This window comes from Pseudonocardia cypriaca, assembly GCF_006717045.1.
In the GTDB taxonomy this organism is placed as follows: Bacteria; Actinomycetota; Actinomycetes; order Mycobacteriales; family Pseudonocardiaceae; genus Pseudonocardia; species Pseudonocardia cypriaca.
Window position 1 is genome coordinate 3583305 of record NZ_VFPH01000001.1, and the last position, 16140, is coordinate 3599444.

General features: G+C 74.3%; 15 protein-coding genes. 7 read left to right on the forward strand and 8 right to left on the reverse strand.

What is annotated here, in order from left to right:
- Positions 1-38: 38 nt before the first annotated feature.
- Complete coding sequence (locus FB388_RS17085) at positions 39-1760, reverse strand: choline dehydrogenase (protein ID WP_142102097.1); 1722 nt, start codon at positions 1758-1760, stop codon at positions 39-41.
- Between the two features lie 175 nt (positions 1761-1935).
- On the opposite strand from FB388_RS17085, the gene FB388_RS17090 reads away from it, so the two are divergent.
- Complete coding sequence (locus FB388_RS17090; RefSeq protein WP_142102099.1) at positions 1936-2139, forward strand: hypothetical protein; 204 nt, start codon at positions 1936-1938, stop codon at positions 2137-2139.
- 15 nt (positions 2140-2154) lie between these two features.
- Here the strand turns inward: FB388_RS17090 and FB388_RS17095 are convergent, their stop codons facing one another.
- On the reverse strand, positions 2155-2337 hold the full coding sequence (locus FB388_RS17095; RefSeq protein ID WP_142102101.1) for a hypothetical protein: 183 nt from the start codon (positions 2335-2337) through the stop codon (positions 2155-2157).
- Positions 2338-2461: 124 nt separating this feature from the next.
- Positions 2462-3490, reverse strand: a complete 1029-nt coding sequence (locus FB388_RS17100; protein ID WP_142102103.1) for an NADP-dependent oxidoreductase — start codon at positions 3488-3490, stop codon at positions 2462-2464.
- A 104-nt stretch (positions 3491-3594) separates the two neighbouring features.
- Here FB388_RS17100 and FB388_RS17105 point away from each other — a divergent pair, with 104 nt between their 5' ends.
- From FB388_RS17105 to FB388_RS17115, 3 genes are all read left to right on the forward strand, one after another.
- Positions 3595-6768 (forward strand): ATP-binding protein, encoded by a 3174-nt coding sequence (locus tag FB388_RS17105; protein ID WP_142102105.1) that lies wholly within the window; start codon positions 3595-3597, stop codon positions 6766-6768.
- Between the two features lie 53 nt (positions 6769-6821).
- A complete protein-coding gene (locus FB388_RS17110) occupies positions 6822-7655 on the forward strand; it encodes a sugar phosphate isomerase/epimerase family protein (protein WP_142102107.1) in 834 nt (277 codons plus the stop codon).
- A gap of 101 nt (positions 7656-7756) precedes the next feature.
- Positions 7757-8401 (forward strand): hypothetical protein, encoded by a 645-nt coding sequence (locus tag FB388_RS17115; protein WP_142102109.1) that lies wholly within the window; start codon positions 7757-7759, stop codon positions 8399-8401.
- 14 nt (positions 8402-8415) lie between these two features.
- On the opposite strand, the gene FB388_RS17120 is transcribed toward FB388_RS17115, so the two are convergent.
- The 5 genes from FB388_RS17120 to FB388_RS17140 form a co-directional block, all read right to left on the reverse strand.
- A complete protein-coding gene (locus FB388_RS17120) occupies positions 8416-9888 on the reverse strand; it encodes an LLM class flavin-dependent oxidoreductase (RefSeq protein ID WP_142102112.1) in 1473 nt (490 codons plus the stop codon).
- Between the two features lie 70 nt (positions 9889-9958).
- The gene (locus tag FB388_RS17125; protein ID WP_142102113.1) at positions 9959-10612 is read right to left on the reverse strand and encodes a DnaJ domain-containing protein; all 654 of its coding nucleotides are present in this window, start codon (positions 10610-10612) and stop codon (positions 9959-9961) included.
- Positions 10613-10627: 15 nt separating this feature from the next.
- Positions 10628-11131, reverse strand: a complete 504-nt coding sequence (locus tag FB388_RS17130) for an Hsp20/alpha crystallin family protein (RefSeq protein WP_142102115.1) — start codon at positions 11129-11131, stop codon at positions 10628-10630.
- A gap of 67 nt (positions 11132-11198) precedes the next feature.
- Positions 11199-11645 (reverse strand): Hsp20/alpha crystallin family protein, encoded by a 447-nt coding sequence (locus FB388_RS17135; RefSeq protein ID WP_142102117.1) that lies wholly within the window; start codon positions 11643-11645, stop codon positions 11199-11201.
- Between the two features lie 95 nt (positions 11646-11740).
- A complete protein-coding gene (locus FB388_RS17140; RefSeq protein ID WP_246122005.1) occupies positions 11741-12601 on the reverse strand; it encodes a MurR/RpiR family transcriptional regulator in 861 nt (286 codons plus the stop codon).
- Between the two features lie 97 nt (positions 12602-12698).
- Here FB388_RS17140 and FB388_RS17145 point away from each other — a divergent pair, with 97 nt between their 5' ends.
- Genes FB388_RS17145 through FB388_RS17155 form a run of 3 tightly spaced genes read left to right on the forward strand, consistent with a single transcriptional unit; the run spans position 12699 to position 16059 of the window.
- Positions 12699-14222 carry an ABC transporter substrate-binding protein gene (locus tag FB388_RS17145; RefSeq protein ID WP_142102121.1) on the forward strand — a complete coding sequence of 508 codons (1524 nt, stop codon included), beginning with the start codon at positions 12699-12701 and terminating at the stop codon, positions 14220-14222.
- Entirely contained in the window at positions 14219-15181 is a 963-nt protein-coding gene (locus FB388_RS17150) for an ABC transporter permease (protein ID WP_142102123.1), read from the forward strand. Before FB388_RS17145 ends, FB388_RS17150 begins: the two co-directional genes overlap by 4 nt.
- Positions 15178-16059 carry an ABC transporter permease gene (locus FB388_RS17155; RefSeq protein ID WP_211361959.1) on the forward strand — a complete coding sequence of 294 codons (882 nt, stop codon included), beginning with the start codon at positions 15178-15180 and terminating at the stop codon, positions 16057-16059. The genes FB388_RS17150 and FB388_RS17155 overlap by 4 nt, the downstream gene beginning before the upstream one ends.
- Positions 16060-16140 lie beyond the last annotated feature (81 nt).

Below are 16140 nucleotides of genomic sequence, written 5' to 3' on the forward strand. Positions count from 1 at the left end.
TTGCAGCAAGTGTCAAGAACGGAAGCGCTTACGTCTCGTCACCACGTGTCGGCGAGGAGCGAGGTCCTGGACGGCGAGGCCGGCCGCGCGTCCAACCGCTGGGGAAGCTCCACGAGCCGTAGGCGCTTCGGCGGGAGCGGCGGGAGCGGCCCGTTGCCGATGATCATGTCGGCCGCCTTCTCGGCGATCATCATCGTGGGCGCGAGCGTGTGGGCGTTGGTCAGCGACGGCATGACCGACGCATCCACCACCCTCAGCCCGTCCACGCCGTGCACCCGCAGCGTGTCCGGGTCGACGACCGCCGCCTCGCCGCGGCCCATCGGCGCGCTGCAAGCCAGGTGCAGGCCCACGCGCGCGGTGCGCCGCACCCACGCCATGACCTCCTCGCCGCCGCGGACGAACGGGCCGGGGAGGGTCTCGCCGCCGTCCAGGTGCCGGAACGCCGGCTGCCCGAGCAGGTGACGCGCCCGCTCGATGCCGTTGACCCACCGGTTGCGGTCCTTCGGGTCGGACAGGAAGTTCAGCACGATCTTCGGGTGGACGACCGGGATCGGCGAGGCGATCCGCACCGAGCCGCGCGCCTTCGACTGCATCACGCCCACGTGCATCTGGTAGCCGTGGGCGGAGACCTCCATGGACCCCTCGGCGCTGCGCATGGCCAGGGGCGCCAGCAGGAACATCAGGTCCGGCTCGCCCTCGGCGAAGTCGCTGGAGACGAACCCGCCCGCCTGCATCGGGTTGCGCGCGCCCGGCCCCTTGCCGAACAGGACCGCGTCGAGGACCACCCCCGGCCACTTCGCCTTTCTGCGGATCCCCGACATCGACACCGGCTGGCTGCAGCGGTGCTGGATGTGCACCGCGAGGTGGTCCTGCAGCGACTCGCCCACCCCCGGCAGGTGGTGCACCACCCGGATGCCCAGCCCGCGCAGGTGCTCGCCGTCGCCCACGCCGGACAGCTGCAGGATCTGCGGGGTGCCGATCGCGCCCGCGGACAGGATCGTCTCGGAGGCGCGGACGTCGTGGGTCTCCCCGTCCCGGTCCCGGTAGCGGACGCCCACCGCTCGCGTCCCCTCGAAGAGGACCTTGCTGACGATCGCGTGGCAGCGGACCTCGAGGTTCGGCCGGTGCTCGACCGGGTGCAGGTACGAGGCGGCGGCCGACGCGCGCCTGCCGCCCCGGACCGCCTGGTCCAGCGGGGAGAAGGCCTCCTGCACGTCGTCGTTGAGGTCGGGTACGACCTTGTAGCCCGCCTGGTGCGCCGCCTCGAAGAAGGCGTCGAAGATGGGACCTTCCGCGGGGCCGCGGTGCAACGCCTGCGGGCCGTTGCGCCCCCGGCCGGTGCCCCGCGGCTCGCCCACGTTGCCCTCCAGCTTGCGGAAGTACGGCTCGCAGTGGGCGTAGTCCCAGGTCTTGCTGCCGGTCTCCGCCGCCCACCGGTCGTAGTCCGCCCGGTTGCCGCGCTGGTAGATCATCCCGTTGATGCTGCTGGAGCCGCCGAGCACCTTCCCGCGGGGATGGTGCAGCCGCCGCGCTCCGAGACCGGGCTCCGGCTCCGACTCGTAGCGCCAGTCGAAGCTGCGGCTGCCGACGGGGAAGCCCATCGCGACCGGCAGCTGGATCCGCAGGTCCCACCAGTGGTCCGGCCCGCCCGCCTCCAGCAGCAGCACCCGCACGGACGGGTCGGCCGTCAGGCGGTTGGCCAGGATGCAGCCGGCCGGGCCGCCACCGATGATCACGAAGTCGCAGTCGGTGCCACTCATGTCCACTCCCCCTCGGCGAACCGGAAGCGACGTTAGCCGGAACGGGTGACGCCCGGCGGCGTCGGGGTGACGTGCATCCCCAGCGCGAGCGAAGGAGCGACCTGGAGTTCGCCTGCTCGGTGCAGAATGGCAATGTGTTGTTCACCAATACGCCACCCGACGCCGAGCCACGCTCGTGAACGGCCCACACCTCGAGGTGACGCGGCTGTTGCAGAACCCCCTCGGCCAACCCGCACCCGAGGGCGAACGGGGCGACATCGTCCGCGTCAGCGACGGGACGCGCACCCTCTACCTCACCCCGCAGGAGTTCGACGAGGCCAGCGAGCAGCAGCTGCGCTACCGGCTCGCGGCCGAGGGCCAGAGCCGTTGGAGCGCCTGACCGATCAGCTGCAGATCAGCTGCCGCCCTCGTGTGCCGAGTCGTAGCCGAGGTCACCGTGCGGGTCTGCGACGAAGGGCGCCGCACTCACCGTGAGCGGTGAGACACCCCGCGCGCGCGGGATGGAGTGCAGGCCGGCGTGCACCTCGTGTGCGAGGTCGTAGCCGTAGTCACCGGAGTACTCCTGATCGGCCGACATGACGCCTCCTCTCCCGCAGGCCGCCCCACGACCTGCCAGAACCTGACGCTGTGCGACCACGTGCCTCCGGTCGGTGTCGTCGATCATCGCTCGCGCGGGTGGCGCGCGCAATAGACCGGGACTCTCAGCCACCCAGGCGGACGAGGACCTTGCCGACGCCCGCCCCGGTGAGCACCCCGAGCAGCGCCTCGGGGGCCTGCTCCAGGCCCTCGTACACGGTCTCCCTGGTCCGCAGGCTGCCGTCGGCGAGCCAGCGGGCCGCCCGCTCGGTGTACGTCCCCATCAGGGGGAGGTAGGTGCCGACCTGCATCCCCCTCAGCGTGATCTGCTTCAGCACGGCCTGCAGGAGGTTCGACGGGCCCGGGGGCGGCTCCACCGCGTTGTAGCCGCTGATCTGCCCCACGAGCGCGACGCGGCCGCCGACGTGCAGCGCGTCGAGGGCGGCGGCCAGGTGCTCGCCCCCCACGTTGTCGACGTAGACGTCGATGCCCTCGGGTGCGACCCGGGCGAGCTGCTCGCCCACGGGACCCGCCCGGTGGTCGATCGCCGCGTCGAACCCGAAGACGTCGACGAGCGCGGCGGCCTTGTCGGGACCGCCCGCGGACCCGATCACGCGCGCGGCACCGGCCTTGCGGGCGAGCTGGCCTGCGACGCTGCCGACGGCACCGGCCGCGCTGGAGACGAACACGACGTCGCCCGGGCGCACCGGGGCGACGTCGGTGACGGCCGCGTACGCCGTGAGGCCGGTGGGGCCGAGCGGCCCCAGGTAGGCCTGGGCCGGCGCGATCGCCGTGTCGACGACGACGGCCGCAGCGGCGTCGAGCACCACGTGCTCGCGCCAGCCCACGAAGTGCGACACGGTGGCGCCGACCGGGATCGCGCCGGATCGGGACGCGACGACCTCCCCGACCGCCGAACCCTCCAGCGGCTCCCCGATCGCGAACGGCGGGAGCACGGGCGACGGCCGGTCGTCCATCCGGCCGCGCATGTACGGATCGACCGACATCCACGTGTTGCGGACCAGGATCTGGCCGTCCGCGAGCTCGGGCAGCTTCGCATCGGCGAGCACGAGGTCGTCGAGCCGCGGCACCCCGACGGGGCGGGCGGCGAGGTGGATCTCCCGGGTGGTCTCCGGGACGTTCGCGCTGGTCATGTGGGTCTCCATGTCGATTCGGACCGTGCCGCCACCGACGATGCCGGGCCCCGCTCCAGATCCGCTCCGGGTCCGCTGCGGATCGGCCCACTACGCTGCCGCGGGTGCGTTTCGGGGTGCTCGGCCCGCTCGCGGTGTGGACCGCGGACGGGGAGCCGGTCCGCATCCCGGAGCTGAAGGTGCGCGCGCTGCTGGCCGACCTGCTGGTGCACGCCGGACGCCCGGTCGGCGTCGACCGCCTGATCGACGATCTCTGGGGCGAGCGGGCGCCGCGCGACCCGCTCGGTGCACTGCAGACCCGGGTCTCGCAGCTGCGGCGGGTGCTCGGCCGGGACCTGGTGGTCTTCCAGCCGCCCGGGTACCTGCTGCGGGCCGGGGACGACGCGCTCGACGTCGCGCGGTTCCGGCGGCTCACCGGGGAGGCCGCCGCGGCCGAGGACGCCCGGGTGCGCGCGGGGCTGCTGGCCGACGCGCTCGCGCTCTGGCGGGGCCCCGCACTCGCCGACTTCGCCGACGAGGAGTTCGCGGCGGCGGCAGCCGCGCGCTGGGAGGAGGAGCGGCTCGACGCGGTCGAGTCGCTCGCGGAGGCCCGGCTCGCGCTCGGCGAGCACGGCGCGCTGGCCGCCGAGCTGGGCGAGCTCGTCGCCCGGCACCCGCTGCGGGAACGGCTGCGCGCCGCCCACCTGCGCGCGCTGCACCGGTCCGGGCGCCAGACCGAGGCCCTCGCCGGCTTCCACGACCTCCGCGAGCGGCTGGCCGACGAGCTGGGGCTCGCGCCCGGCCGCGAGCTCGTCGCGCTGCACGAGGCGATCCTGCGCCACGACCCGGCCGAGGAGCCGGTTCCCGAGACGGACCCGCTCCCCCGGTCGAACCTGCCGGAGCCGCTCACCGCGGTCGTCGGCCGGGAGGACGCGGTGGCCGCAGTGCAGGCCCGGTCGGCGGACGCCCGGCTGGTGACGCTCACCGGGCCGGGCGGGGTCGGCAAGACCCGCCTGGCCCTGGAGGTGGCCGCCCGGCTGCGCGAACCGGACGGTGACGGCCCGTGGCTCGTCGAGCTGGGCGGGGTCGACGCGGCCGGCCCCGTCGCCACCCCCGTCGCCACGGCCCTCGGCCTGCGCGACGACCCGCGGTCCCCGCCGGACCCGGTGCGGCGGGTGGCCGACGCGCTGCGCACCCGGCGCACGCTGCTCGTCCTCGACAACTGCGAGCACCTGGCAGGCGCCGTCGCGGAGCTGGTGGAGACGTTGCTGCGGGCCGCGCCGGCGCTGCGGGTGCTCGCGACGAGCCGCGAGCCGCTCCGGGTGGCCGGCGAGGTGGTGTGGCCGGTCCCCCCGCTCGCGCTGCCACCCGCGGATGCCTCGCCCGCGCAGCAGCGGGCGTCCGGCGCCGTTCAGCTGTTCGCAGCGCGGGCCGCGGCGGCGGCACCGGACTTCGTCCTCGACGACTCCACCGCCGCGTCGGTGGCGCGCATCTGCCGGCGGCTCGACGGGCTACCGCTCGCGCTCGAGCTGGCGGCCACCCGGGTACGGCTGTTCGGGGTGCACGAGCTCGCCGACCGGCTCGACGGTGACGCCGACCGGTTCGGCCTGCTCGGCGCAGGTCCCCGCAGCGCCCCGGCCCGCCACCGGACGCTGCGCGCCACGATCGACTGGAGCTGGGGCCTCCTCGACGAGGCCGAACGCGCGGTGCTGCGCCGGATCGCGGTGCAGGCAGGCGCCGCGTCGCTCGACGCGGTCGTCGCGCTCGCCGGTCCCGACACCGGCGGGGACGTCGTCGACGTGCTCGCAGGCCTCGTCGACCGGTCCCTGGTCTCGGTGCTCCCGGGCGGCGCGGGCGAGCCGACGCGCTACCGGCTGCTGGAGTCCGTGCGGGACTACGCGCTCGACCGGCTGGCGGAGGCGGGCGAGGTGGCCGCCACGCGGCAGCGCCACCTCGACCACCACGTCGCGCTGGCGGAGCGGGCGGCCGTTCGCCTGCGCGGCCCCGAGCAGGCCCGCTGGCTGCGGGTGCTGGACGGCGCATCGGCGGACCTGCGCGTCGCCCTCGACACGGCCACGACCAGTGGGGAGGTCGGGGCCGCCCTTCGGCTGGTCGACGCGCTCGGCTGGTACTGGTGCCTGCTCGGGCGGTGGACCGAGGCGCTGGGGTACTGCGCGCTCGCGTCGGGCGCGGCGGACCGTTGCCGGGACGACGACGCGCGGGCGCGGGTGATCGTCTGGCAGGCCGGGTTCACGATGCTGAGCGAGTCGGTCGACGGGCTCGCGGCGGCGCTCGCGGCCGCCGACGGGCTCGCCGATGCCGGCGAGCGCGCACGGGCCCGCTGGTTCCTGGCCTTCGCCCACCGCGGGCGCGGTGCGCTCGGTACCACGGCGCGGCTGGTCGATGAGGCGGTCGAGCAGGCCGGGGCCGACAGGTGGGCCACCGCCGCCGCGCTCGCCGTGCGGGCCACCGTCGCCCGCGCCGCGGGAGCGCTCGACGACGCGGCCCGCGACGCGGAACGCAGCGACCGGCTCTTCCAGGAGCTCGGCGACCGGTGGGGCCGGTTGCGGGCCACCACCACCCTGGCCGAGCTCGCGGAGATCGCGGGCGACTACGCGCGCGCCGCGCGGCTGCACCGGGAGGGCCTGCGGATGGCCGAGGACCTGCAGCTGCGCGACGAGGCGGCGATGCGGCTCTCCGGCCTGGGTCGCATCGCGCTGCTGGCGGGCGACCTCGCGGAGGCCGACGTCCTGCACGAGCGCGCCCGGCGGATGGCGACGCAGGGCGGGCATCCGGTGGCCGAGGAGTTCGCCGAGATCGGGCTCGCGCTCTCCGCGCGCAGGGCGGGCCGGCTCGACGACGCCGAGCGCCACCTCCGGCGCTGGGTCGACTGGCTCCGGAGCGTGGACGGCGAGCCGGGGCTCGCGCTCGTGCTCGCCGAGCTCGGCTTCGTGGCGGAGCAGCGCGGCGACCTCGCCGCGGCCCGGCGGACGCACCTGGACGGCCTCGCCGCGGCCCAGCGGATCGGCGACCCGCGCGCGATCGCGCTGGCCCTCGAAGGGCTCGCCGGTGCGCAGGGCGAGCACGAGCCGGAACGCGCCGCCGAGCTGCTCGGGGCGGCGGGGGCGCTGCGGGCGGGGGTCGGCGCGCCGCTGCCGCCGGCCGAGCGGGGTGACGTCGAACGGATCAGCGGCCGGCTGCGGGACGCGCTCGGCCCCGAGTCGTTCGAGGCCCACCTGGCCCGCGGCGCACAGCGCAGCTGGACCGATCTCGTACCGGATCCCGCCGCCGCGCTGTGATCGATCTCTCGCGCCGCTCCGCCCCTGATCGGCGCGGTGCGAGACTCGGGCTCGTGCGCATCGCTGTCTGCACCGTGAGCCTGCCCGAGTGGACCCCCGAGGAGGCCGTTGCCGAGGTGGCGGCGCTGGGGTTCGACGGGATCGAGTGGCGGGTGGCCGACGACCCGGGCACCGACGGCCCGCCCGGCTTCTGGCGCGGCAACCGCTGCACGCTGCCGGCGTCGACCTTCGAGCAGGACGCGCCGCGGATCAGGGAGCTGACGAGCGCCGCGGGTCTCGACATCCCCGCCGTCGGCCCCTACGCGCGCTGCGACGACCTCGAGACGGTGGAGCGCCTCATGCGCGGGGCGGCTGCGCTGGGGACACCGCGGATGCGCGTGCAGGTCGGCGCGCCCGGCCCCGAGGGCTACCGGGAGACGTTCGCGCGGCGCCGCGAGGAGTTCCGGGCCGTCGCCGACCTCGCGCTGCGGCACGGGGTGCAGGCGCTGCTCGAGCTGCACCACCAGTCGCTCGTGTCCAGCGCGTCGGCCGCCGCGCGCTTCCTCGACGGCGTCGACCCGCGCGCCGTCGGCGTGATCCACGACGTCGGGAACATGGTCCGCGAGGGCTACGAGTTCGACCCGTGGAGCCTGGAGATCCTCGGCGAGCACCTCGCCCACGTGCACGTCAAGAACGCGGTGCTGCAGCCCGCACCGAGCGCCTCGCCGCCGTGGAGCTGGGAGTGGGCGCCCATGCGCACCGGGGCCGCTCCGCTGCAGCGGCTGTTCGACGCCCTCACCGGCGTCGGGTACGAGGGCTGGGTGTCCCTCGAGGACTTCTCCACCGAGGTTCCGCTTCGTGAACGGCTCGCCGACGACCTCGCCTACGTCCGCCAGCTCACCGCATAGAGCTGCCCCCTTCCGGGTGAACACCGGCCGGTAGTCTGGCCGAACGGGAACAAGGGGGGCACCGTCCCACACCGAGCCCGTCTCCGAGAGGGAGCCCCTGGATGAGCCAGCGCACGTCCGCGCTCGCACCGCCCACCGCCCCGCATCGACCCGCCGAGGCGCTCGTCGTCATGACGCACGAGCCCGACCTGCCGGCGTGGGTGGCGCGAGTGTGCCGACGGGCCGGTCGGCAGGTGCGGATCGAGCCAGCACCCGGCAGCCCGGAGGACCGCCTGCTCACGGTCGCCGCGCTCGCCGGCCGCAGCGTCCTCGTCATGGGCCCACCGGGTGACGACCGCACGCCGAAGGGGCGCGTGGTCGCCGCGATCCACGACCTCCCGACCGACGCCGCGGTCCTCACGGAGGCGGCGTTGGCCGCCGCGGTGCTCGACGCCGCCGTCGTGCCCGTCCTCTGCGTGCCGCTCTCCTTCGGGGAGCGCAGCGTCGGGCTCACCGACGCGCTGGCCCGCGGGCACGACGTCCTCGACACGGCCGTCGCGCAGCTCGCGACGGACGCCCCGGAGCTCACCGTGATCCCCCGCCTCCTGCGGATGCACCCGCACGAGCTGGTGGGCGAGGGCCTCGATGCCGACCTGCTCGTGCTCGGCGGCCCGCGCCACCGCATCCCGGCCCGCGTCGGGTTGGTGGGCGGCAGCGCCGTGCAGCACGCGCCCTGCCCGGTGCTGCTGGCACCCCGGCCCGGCTGATACGCCCACTCGGCTCACCCGATCCCGAGCCGCGCGATCGGCTCCACCAGCTCGCGCTCCTCGTAGGCCAGGTGCGACAGCAACGTGTCGGTGAGCAGGTCGACCGCGGCGTGCAACGCGTGCGTGTCGTGGCCCGCTACGAACGCGACCAGCGCGCGGTCGACCAGCTCCAGGACGGTGTGGATCGCCTGGTGCTCCTGCTGGAGCCGGTCGACCACCGGGGCGAGCCGCGGGTCGCCCCGGCGCAGCCGCGGGAACATCGCCTGGTCCTCGAGGGTGTGGTGCATCGTGAGCACGCGGCAGTAGGACTCGCAGTAGGTGCCCACCGTCCAGTTGTTCTGCCGCAGCGTCATGGTGGAGATGTGCGAGCGCGCCGTGCCCGCGTCCACGGCACCGGCGACGACCTGGTCGACGAGGTCGCGCACGCGCGCGAGCTCGGAGCGCAGGTGGTCGTGCACGTCGACGAGGTGCTGGGCCGCGGCCAGCTCGTGCTGGGCGTAGGTGCGGTGGGGGTCCGGCGCGGGACCGGTCGGCCGCTCCGACTCGTCCCACACCCGCGTCGCGCTGCGGCGCACCCCGTCGTCCGGGGTGGGCACGACGGTGAAGCCGCCGGTAGGCGCCACCGGGGCCTGCGCCGGCGGGGCACCTTCGGCCGACACCAGCTCGCGCACGGCAGGTGCGACCTCCTCGGCGAAGCGCTGCAGCTCGCCGGGGTCGTCGGCGGCGAGGATGAACGTGCTGATCCCGTGGTCGAGGGCCAGGCCGGCGAGCTCATCGGCGGACTGGGCCGGACCGACGTTGAGCAGCCTCCTGATGTCCCGCGGTGACCGGCCCGCCTCCCGCGCGGCATCGTCGATGATCGCGTTGCCGGCCGCGAGGTCGCCGGGCTGCAGGTAGCCGAGCGACGGCAGCCAGCCGTCGGCCACCCGGCCGGTGAGGGCGAGCATGCGCGGCTTGTACGCGCCGAGCCAGATGCCGACGTCGTGCGCGGGCGCCGGGCCGCGCTTGGCGCCGACCACGCGGTGGAACTCCCCCTCCACGCGCACGCCGCCGCGCGCGTCGACGTCCCAGACCTGGCGGATGACGTCGATGGCCTCCTCCAGCGCGCGCACGCCCTGCCCGCCGGGCAGCCGCCGACCGCCCATCGCCTCGATGGCCTCCCAGAACGCGCCGGCGCCGAGGCCCAGCTCCACGCGGCCGCCCGAGAGCAGGTCGAGGCTCGCCACGCTCCGCGCGAGCACAGCGGGCGGGCGCAGCGGCAGGTTGGTGACGTTCGCCGCCAGCCGGACGGTGCGGGTGCGGGCCGCAACGTAGGAGAGCAGCGTCCAGGTGTCGAGGAAGCGCGGCTGGTAGGGGTGGTCCTGCACGGTCACCAGGTCCAGCCCCAGCCGCTCGCAGCGCTGCGCCAGCCCGACCACGTGCTCGGGGTCGGCCGCGGTCGGGGTGAGGAAGGACCCGAAGAGCAGCGGGTGGCCGTAGACGGTCATGCTCCGATCCTATGCGACACAGAACATCTGTGTCACAGAACATCTCGGCTGCCCTGACCCGGCCGACCGATCACCGACGGAGGTCGAAGGTCGACTCGGCGGCCAACCGGGCGAAGAGCTCCCGCTGGACGGGTGTGAGCGACGGCGGGACGACGATCCTGATCTCGGCGTAGAGATCACCCGGCGGGCCGCCCGGGCCCCGCAGCCCGTACCCGCGCAGACGCAACCGTTGCCCACTCGACGAGCCGGCCGGCAGATCGACTCGGGCCGTTCCCGCAGGTGTGGGCACGGGGATCGACGCACCGAGCGCCGCCTCCCACGGCGTGACCGGCACCTCGACGATGATGTCGCGGCCCGACACGCGGTAGGAGGGGTGCGGGGAACGTGGACGCACCTGCTCGAAGAAGCTCCGGAACGGGTCATCGCGAGACCCGCCGGAGTCGCTCGCCCGGGGCGCCCCCGTGCGCACGTGGACCCGCCGACCGCGACCGGATCCGCCGGCGACCGCACGCCGCCTCGCGGCGCGGTCGTACCGGGCCCGCCGCTCCGGGTCGGACAGCACCTCGTAGGCCTGCGTGACCTCCCCGAAGCGGGCGGCCGCGTCCGGTTCCGCGTTGAGGTCGGGATGGTGGTGGCGGGCGAGCGTGCGGTAGGCGCGCTGGATCTCCTCCTGGCGGGCTGTGCGGGCCACCCCGAGCACCTCGTAGAAGTCCCGCCCAGCCATACCTCACCTCCGCGGTCAGCCGCTGTTGATCGGGATCTTGCGTTGCCGGGCCCGCTCGGTCTTCGGGACGCGCACGGTCAGCACACCGTCGACGAGCGACGCCGTGACGTTGTCCTCGTCCACCTCCGCCGCGAGGTTCACCCGGTACTCGAAGCGGCCCACCTGGCGGGTGCGGGACCTCAGGAAGCCAACGCGTTCGCGTTCCTTCACCTGCCCCCTGACGGTGAGCTCGGCGCCGCCGAACTCGACGATGACGTCGTCCCGCTTCACCCCGGGGAGCTCGAGCTCGACGAGGTAGTCGTCAGCGGTCTCCTCGACGTCGGCGGCGGGCCGCCAGCCGACGCCCGCCGGGAACCCCTCCCCGAACGTCTGCCCGACCAGCTCGGACATGAGCTTGCCCATGCGGTCGTGCAGCTCGCTGATCTCCGCCCAGGGAGACCTGTCGTAGGTGGTCGTGCTCACGCCGGACGCGTCGCGCTGCCGCGGCGCGCGATGCCGGCGCAGCACCGGAAGAGCCATGGATATCCCTCCTCGTGCGTGGTGAGGCCCTGGGCGCGCAGGACCCCACCGGGAAGTGCGGACCGGATCAGCTGGTGAGCTGTGGGGTGCTGCCGGCGCTGACCTGGATCCGGCGGGGCCGTGCCTCCTCGGCCACGGGGATCGTCACCGTCAGCACACCGGCGTCGTAGTGCGCCTCGATGCGGTCGGCGTCGAGGCCGTCGCCGAGGAACAGCTGGCGCGAGAACACCCCGTACGGGCGCTCCGCCACGACCGTCTGCACGTCGTCACCGGTCACGGCGGGCCGCCGCTCGGCCTTCACCGTCAGCGTGTCCTGCTCGACGTGCAGGTCGATCGACTCCGGGTCAACGCCGGGAAGGTCGAGCTGCACCACGAACTCGTCGCCACGGCGGTACGCCTCCATCGGCACCGGTGACGGCCGGGACCACGTACCCAGCGACCACGTGCCCGGCCGGCCGAAGACCTGCTGGGTCAGCCGGTCCAGCTCGCGGAACGGGTCGGTGCGCATCAGCATTCGTCATCGCCTCCTTCGACCAGTAGTCCCCCCGGGTCCCACCGGGGGCCATCACTTACAACGGCCAGTATAGGTTTTCTGTTCCCAGCGCAACACTAATGGGCGTTGATCCGGCGGGACCGCACCGCGTTGTACGTGCGTCCCAGCGCGGTCGTCGTCCGGTCGTAGGAGCGCTGCGCCACGGCGACGAAGAGGCAGTCGATCACGGCGAGCTGGGCGATCCGGCTGGCCATCGCGCCGGAACGGAAGGTCGTCTCGCGGGCGGCGGTGGTGAGCACCAGGTCGGCGTGCTCGGCGAGCGGGGAGGGCACGAAGTTGGTGATGGCGATCGTGCGCGCGCCGGACTCGCGGGCCGTGCGCAGGGCGTCCACGGTGTCGAGCGTGGAGCCGGTGTGCGAGATGCCGATCGCGACGCAGCCGGCGTCCAGCAGGGCGGCCGAGGTCAGGGCCGCGTGCGGGTCCGGCCACGCGAACGCGAGCAGGCCGATGCGGTGCAGCTTCTGGTGCAGGTCCTGCCCCACGAAACCGCTCGCCCCGATGCCGTAGACGTCGATCCGCCGGGCCGTCGCCACGGCGTCGACGGCCGCGGCGAGCGCGTCGAGGTCGAGGTTGGCGGCGGTGTCCTGCACGGCCGCCGCGTCACTGAAGGCGATCTTCGCGACGATGTCGGCGAGCGAGTCGTCGCGGTCGATGTCCGGCGAGAGCACGGCACCGTCGGCCGCGGACTCCCGGCCGGTCTCGCGCGCGAGCGCCAGCCGCAGCTCGGGGTAGCCCTGGAACCCGGCCGACCGGCAGAACCGCATGACGGTGGCCACCGAGGTGGCGCAGTCCTGCGCGAGCCGCCCGATCGGCAGTTCGGCGGTGCCGGCCGGGTCGCGCAGCACCGCATCGGCGACGCGGCGCTGCGCCGGGCGAAGCGACGGCGCGACGGCGCGGATCCGCACGAGGACGCTCACGACCGCAGTATCCACGGCTGCGAAACTTTGTTACATCCTGATCGACGGGTGCGGAAAGTCTTGACCCACGCGCGGGGCCTGTGATCCGGTAGCGGCCATGCGTCGCACGGGTGCGGTCGTGGTGGCCGCGGCGGTACTGCTCACCGCCTGTTCAGGAGGCGGTGGTGCACCGGCCGGCGGCACCGCCCAGAGGGGTCTCGTGGTCGGCTCGACCTCCGACCCGGACACCCTCTTCCCCTGGAAGGCCACCCAGTTCCAGGCCGTGCACGTCCTCGAACAGCTCTACGGCACGCTCACCGAGCTGGACGCGAACCTCGAGGTGGTGCCGGGGCTCGCCGAGTCGTGGCAGGTGTCCGGGGACGGCCGGACGATCACGATGACGCTGCGCGAGAACGTCGCGTTCGCCGACGGGAGCGCGTTCGACTCCGCGGACGCGAAGGCATCCCTCGACCGCATCCGCGAAGAGGCGACCGGCGCCGTCGCGGCCGCGAGCCTCGCATCGGTCACCGCCGTGGACGCGCCCGACCCGAGGACCGTCGTGCTCACGCTGTCCGGCCCGGACGCCGGCATCCTCGCCGCGCTGGCCTCGGTGAACCTCGCGATGCTGCCCAGCGACGCCACCGAGCAGGGCCTCCAGGCCACCCCGAACGGCACCGGCCCGTTCACGCTCACCCAGCGCACGCCGAACCAGTCGATCGTGCTGGCCCCCAACCAGCGGTTCTGGGACGGGCCACCCCGGCTCCCGTCGCTGGAGTTCCGGGTGATCCCGGACGAGACGTCGATCGTGTCGGCGATGCAGTCCGGCAACGTCGGCTTCGCCGTGTTCGACGACCCGCTCGTCGCGCAGAGCGCGGAGGGGTCCGGCCTCAGCGTTACCGACACGCCGCAGCTCTCGTACCACGTCCTGCAGCTGAACACCCGCCAGGCGCCGCTCGACAGCCTCGACGTGCGGCTGGCGCTCCAGTGCGCGATCGACCGCCAGCAGGTGCTCGACACGGCAGCGCTCGGCGAGGGGGAGGTGACCGGACCGATCACCTCACCCGCCTACCGGTCCGACCCCGCCGCGCGCCCCTGCCCCCAGCGCGACGTCGAGGCGGCGAAGCGACACCTGGCCGCGGCCGGGCACGCCGGCGGCCTCACGCTCTCGGCGATCGTGTCGCAGGGCGAGTACGCCACGTCCGTCAACGAGGCCACCAACATCCAGGCGCAGCTGGCCGAAGCGGGCATCACGCTGAACCTGGACGTGCTGGAGTCCGGCGCCTACGTCGACCGCTGGGTGGCGGCCGACTTCCAGACCGCGGTGGCGCTCAACGGCGGCCGCCCCGACCCCGACGGCATGTACGGGCGCTATTTCACCAGCACCGGCAACCTCAACAAGGTCGCCGGCTACTCCTCCCCCCAGCTGGACGCGCTCTTCGCACAGGGCAAGGCCACCGCCGACCCGGAGGCCCGCAAAGCGATCTACCAGCAGGTGTCGGCCGAGCTGGAGAACAACGCGGCCTGGATCTGGCTCTTCACCAGCTTCACCTACACCGCCACCGGCGCCGACGTCACCGGCTTCCGGCCGATGGCCAACGGCTCGCTGAAATACCTGCGCGAGACCTCCGTCGGCGGGTCATGATCGCTCGCCATCCCCTGGTCCGCCGCGTCCTGGAGGCGCTCGCCACCCTCATCGGCGTCGCGGTGCTGGTCTTCGTCATGCTCCGCGCGATCCCGGGTGACCAGGTCACGGCGAGCCTCGGCACCGAGGCCGCCGCCCTCACCCCGGCCCAGCGCGCCGCGTTGGAGGCCTACTACGGGCTGGACCAGGCGCTGCCGGTCCAGTTCCTGTCCTGGCTCGGCGCCGTCGCCACGGGCAACCTCGGCGCGTCGCAACGCAGCGGCGAGCCGGTGCTCGCGATGACCGCGTCTGCGCTGCCGATCACCCTGGAGCTCGCGGTGCTCTCGCTGGTCATCGGCCTGACCCTCGGCGTCGCCGCCGCGATGCTCTCGGCGTCACGCCCGAACTCGGCTCGCGACGCGGTCGGCCAGGCGGTCGGGCTCGCCGGGCTGTCGGTGCCGGCGTTCCTGCTGGGATCGGCACTGCTCGCGCTCTCGGCCCGGTTCCTCGGCTACAACCCCAACGCCGAGCAGTTCACGCCGATCACCACCGACCCGTGGCTGCACCTGCAACAGCTGCTCATGCCGGCACTCGTACTCGGGTTCGGGCTCGCGGCCCCGATCATGCGGACGGCGCGGTCGGCGCTGCTGGAGGTCCACTCGCAGGACTACGTGCGCACAGCCCGTGGCAAGGGCGTCGGCCCGCGGCGGCTGGTGCTGCGGCACGTACTTCCCGGCGCGCTCGTCCCGATCGTGACGATGACCGGCCTGCAGTTCGGCTACCTCCTCGGCGGAGCCGTGGTCGTCGAGCAGATCTTCTCGGTGCCGGGGATCGGCCGGCAGGTGCTGCTCGGGATCCAGCAGAAGGAGTACGCCGTCGTGCAGAGCACGGTGCTCGTCATCGCGCTGACCTTCGTGCTGGTCAACCTCGCCACGGACCTGCTGTACCGGCTGATCGACCCGCGGGTGCGGGCGTCGTGAGCACGCTCGTCACATCGGCCCTGCCCGTCGCGGACGCACGGCGCGGGCTGCTGCGGCGCACCCTCGCGAGCCGCAGCGGAGCGGTCGGCGCCGTGCTGGTCGGGGTGGTGGTGCTCGCGGCGCTCGCCGCGCAGCTGGGGCTGCTGCCCCACGACCCGCTGGCCCAGGCGCCCGCCGAGCGGCTCGCCGGGCCGTCGGGGGCGCACTGGTTCGGGACCGACCAGTTCGGGCGCGACGTCCTCGCCCGCTCCGTGGCCGGGGCGGCCGCGTCGCTGCAGATCGCCGTGGTCGCGGTGGCGATCGCCGGGGTGGCCGGCACGGCGGCCGGGGTCGCCGCCGGCTTCTTCCGCGGCTGGTCGGACCGCTCGGTCCTCGGCGTCACCAACGTGCTCTTCGCGTTCCCGCCGCTCCTGCTCGCGCTGGCTCTCGCCTCGGCATTCACCCGGACCTGGCTGACGGTGGCTGTCGCCATCGCGATCGTCTACACGCCGATCTTCGTGCGGGTGGCCCGCGGCCCGGTGCTGTCGCTGCGGGAGGCCGACTTCGTGCGCGCCACGACCGTGCTCGGGTTCTCCCCGCTGCGCACGCTCGTCCGGCACGTGCTGCCGAACATCGCGCCGATCGTGATCGTGCAGGTCACGCTGTCGCTGTCGTGGGCCGTGCTCACCGAGGCGTCGCTGTCGTTCCTCGGGCTCGGCACCCCGCCACCCGCCCCGTCGCTCGGCGCGATGGTCCTCGAAGCACGGGTGCTCGTGAACGTCGCCTGGTGGACGATGGCCGCCCCCGGCGCCGTGATCGTCGCGCTGGTCGTCGGGCTCAACCTGCTGGGCGACGGACTGCGCGACGCCCTCGACCCACGGAACGGAGGGACCCGGTGACCGGCCCCGACGGGTGTCAGCAAAGTGGCTTTGCTGACGCCTCGTGGCATGAAAGTGGCTTTGCTGACACTCCGGCCGGCC

Bases quoted from the DNA above. Each gene is read 5' to 3' on its own strand.
- FB388_RS17085 (WP_142102097.1), bottom strand. From the start codon at position 1,760: ATGAGTGGCACCGACTGCGACTTCGTGATCATCGGTGGCGGCCCGGCC.
- FB388_RS17095 (WP_142102101.1), bottom strand. From the start codon at position 2,337: ATGTCGGCCGATCAGGAGTACTCCGGTGACTACGGCTACGACCTCGCA.
- FB388_RS17100 (WP_142102103.1), bottom strand. From the start codon at position 3,490: ATGACCAGCGCGAACGTCCCGGAGACCACCCGGGAGATCCACCTCGCC.
- FB388_RS17115 (WP_142102109.1), top strand. From the start codon at position 7,757: ATGAGCCAGCGCACGTCCGCGCTCGCACCGCCCACCGCCCCGCATCGA.
- FB388_RS17120 (WP_142102112.1), bottom strand. From the start codon at position 9,888: ATGACCGTCTACGGCCACCCGCTGCTCTTCGGGTCCTTCCTCACCCCG.
- FB388_RS17125 (WP_142102113.1), bottom strand. From the start codon at position 10,612: ATGGCTGGGCGGGACTTCTACGAGGTGCTCGGGGTGGCCCGCACAGCC.
- FB388_RS17130 (WP_142102115.1), bottom strand. From the start codon at position 11,131: ATGGCTCTTCCGGTGCTGCGCCGGCATCGCGCGCCGCGGCAGCGCGAC.
- FB388_RS17135 (WP_142102117.1), bottom strand. From the start codon at position 11,645: ATGCTGATGCGCACCGACCCGTTCCGCGAGCTGGACCGGCTGACCCAG.
- FB388_RS17145 (WP_142102121.1), top strand. From the start codon at position 12,699: ATGCGTCGCACGGGTGCGGTCGTGGTGGCCGCGGCGGTACTGCTCACC.
- FB388_RS17150 (WP_142102123.1), top strand. From the start codon at position 14,219: ATGATCGCTCGCCATCCCCTGGTCCGCCGCGTCCTGGAGGCGCTCGCC.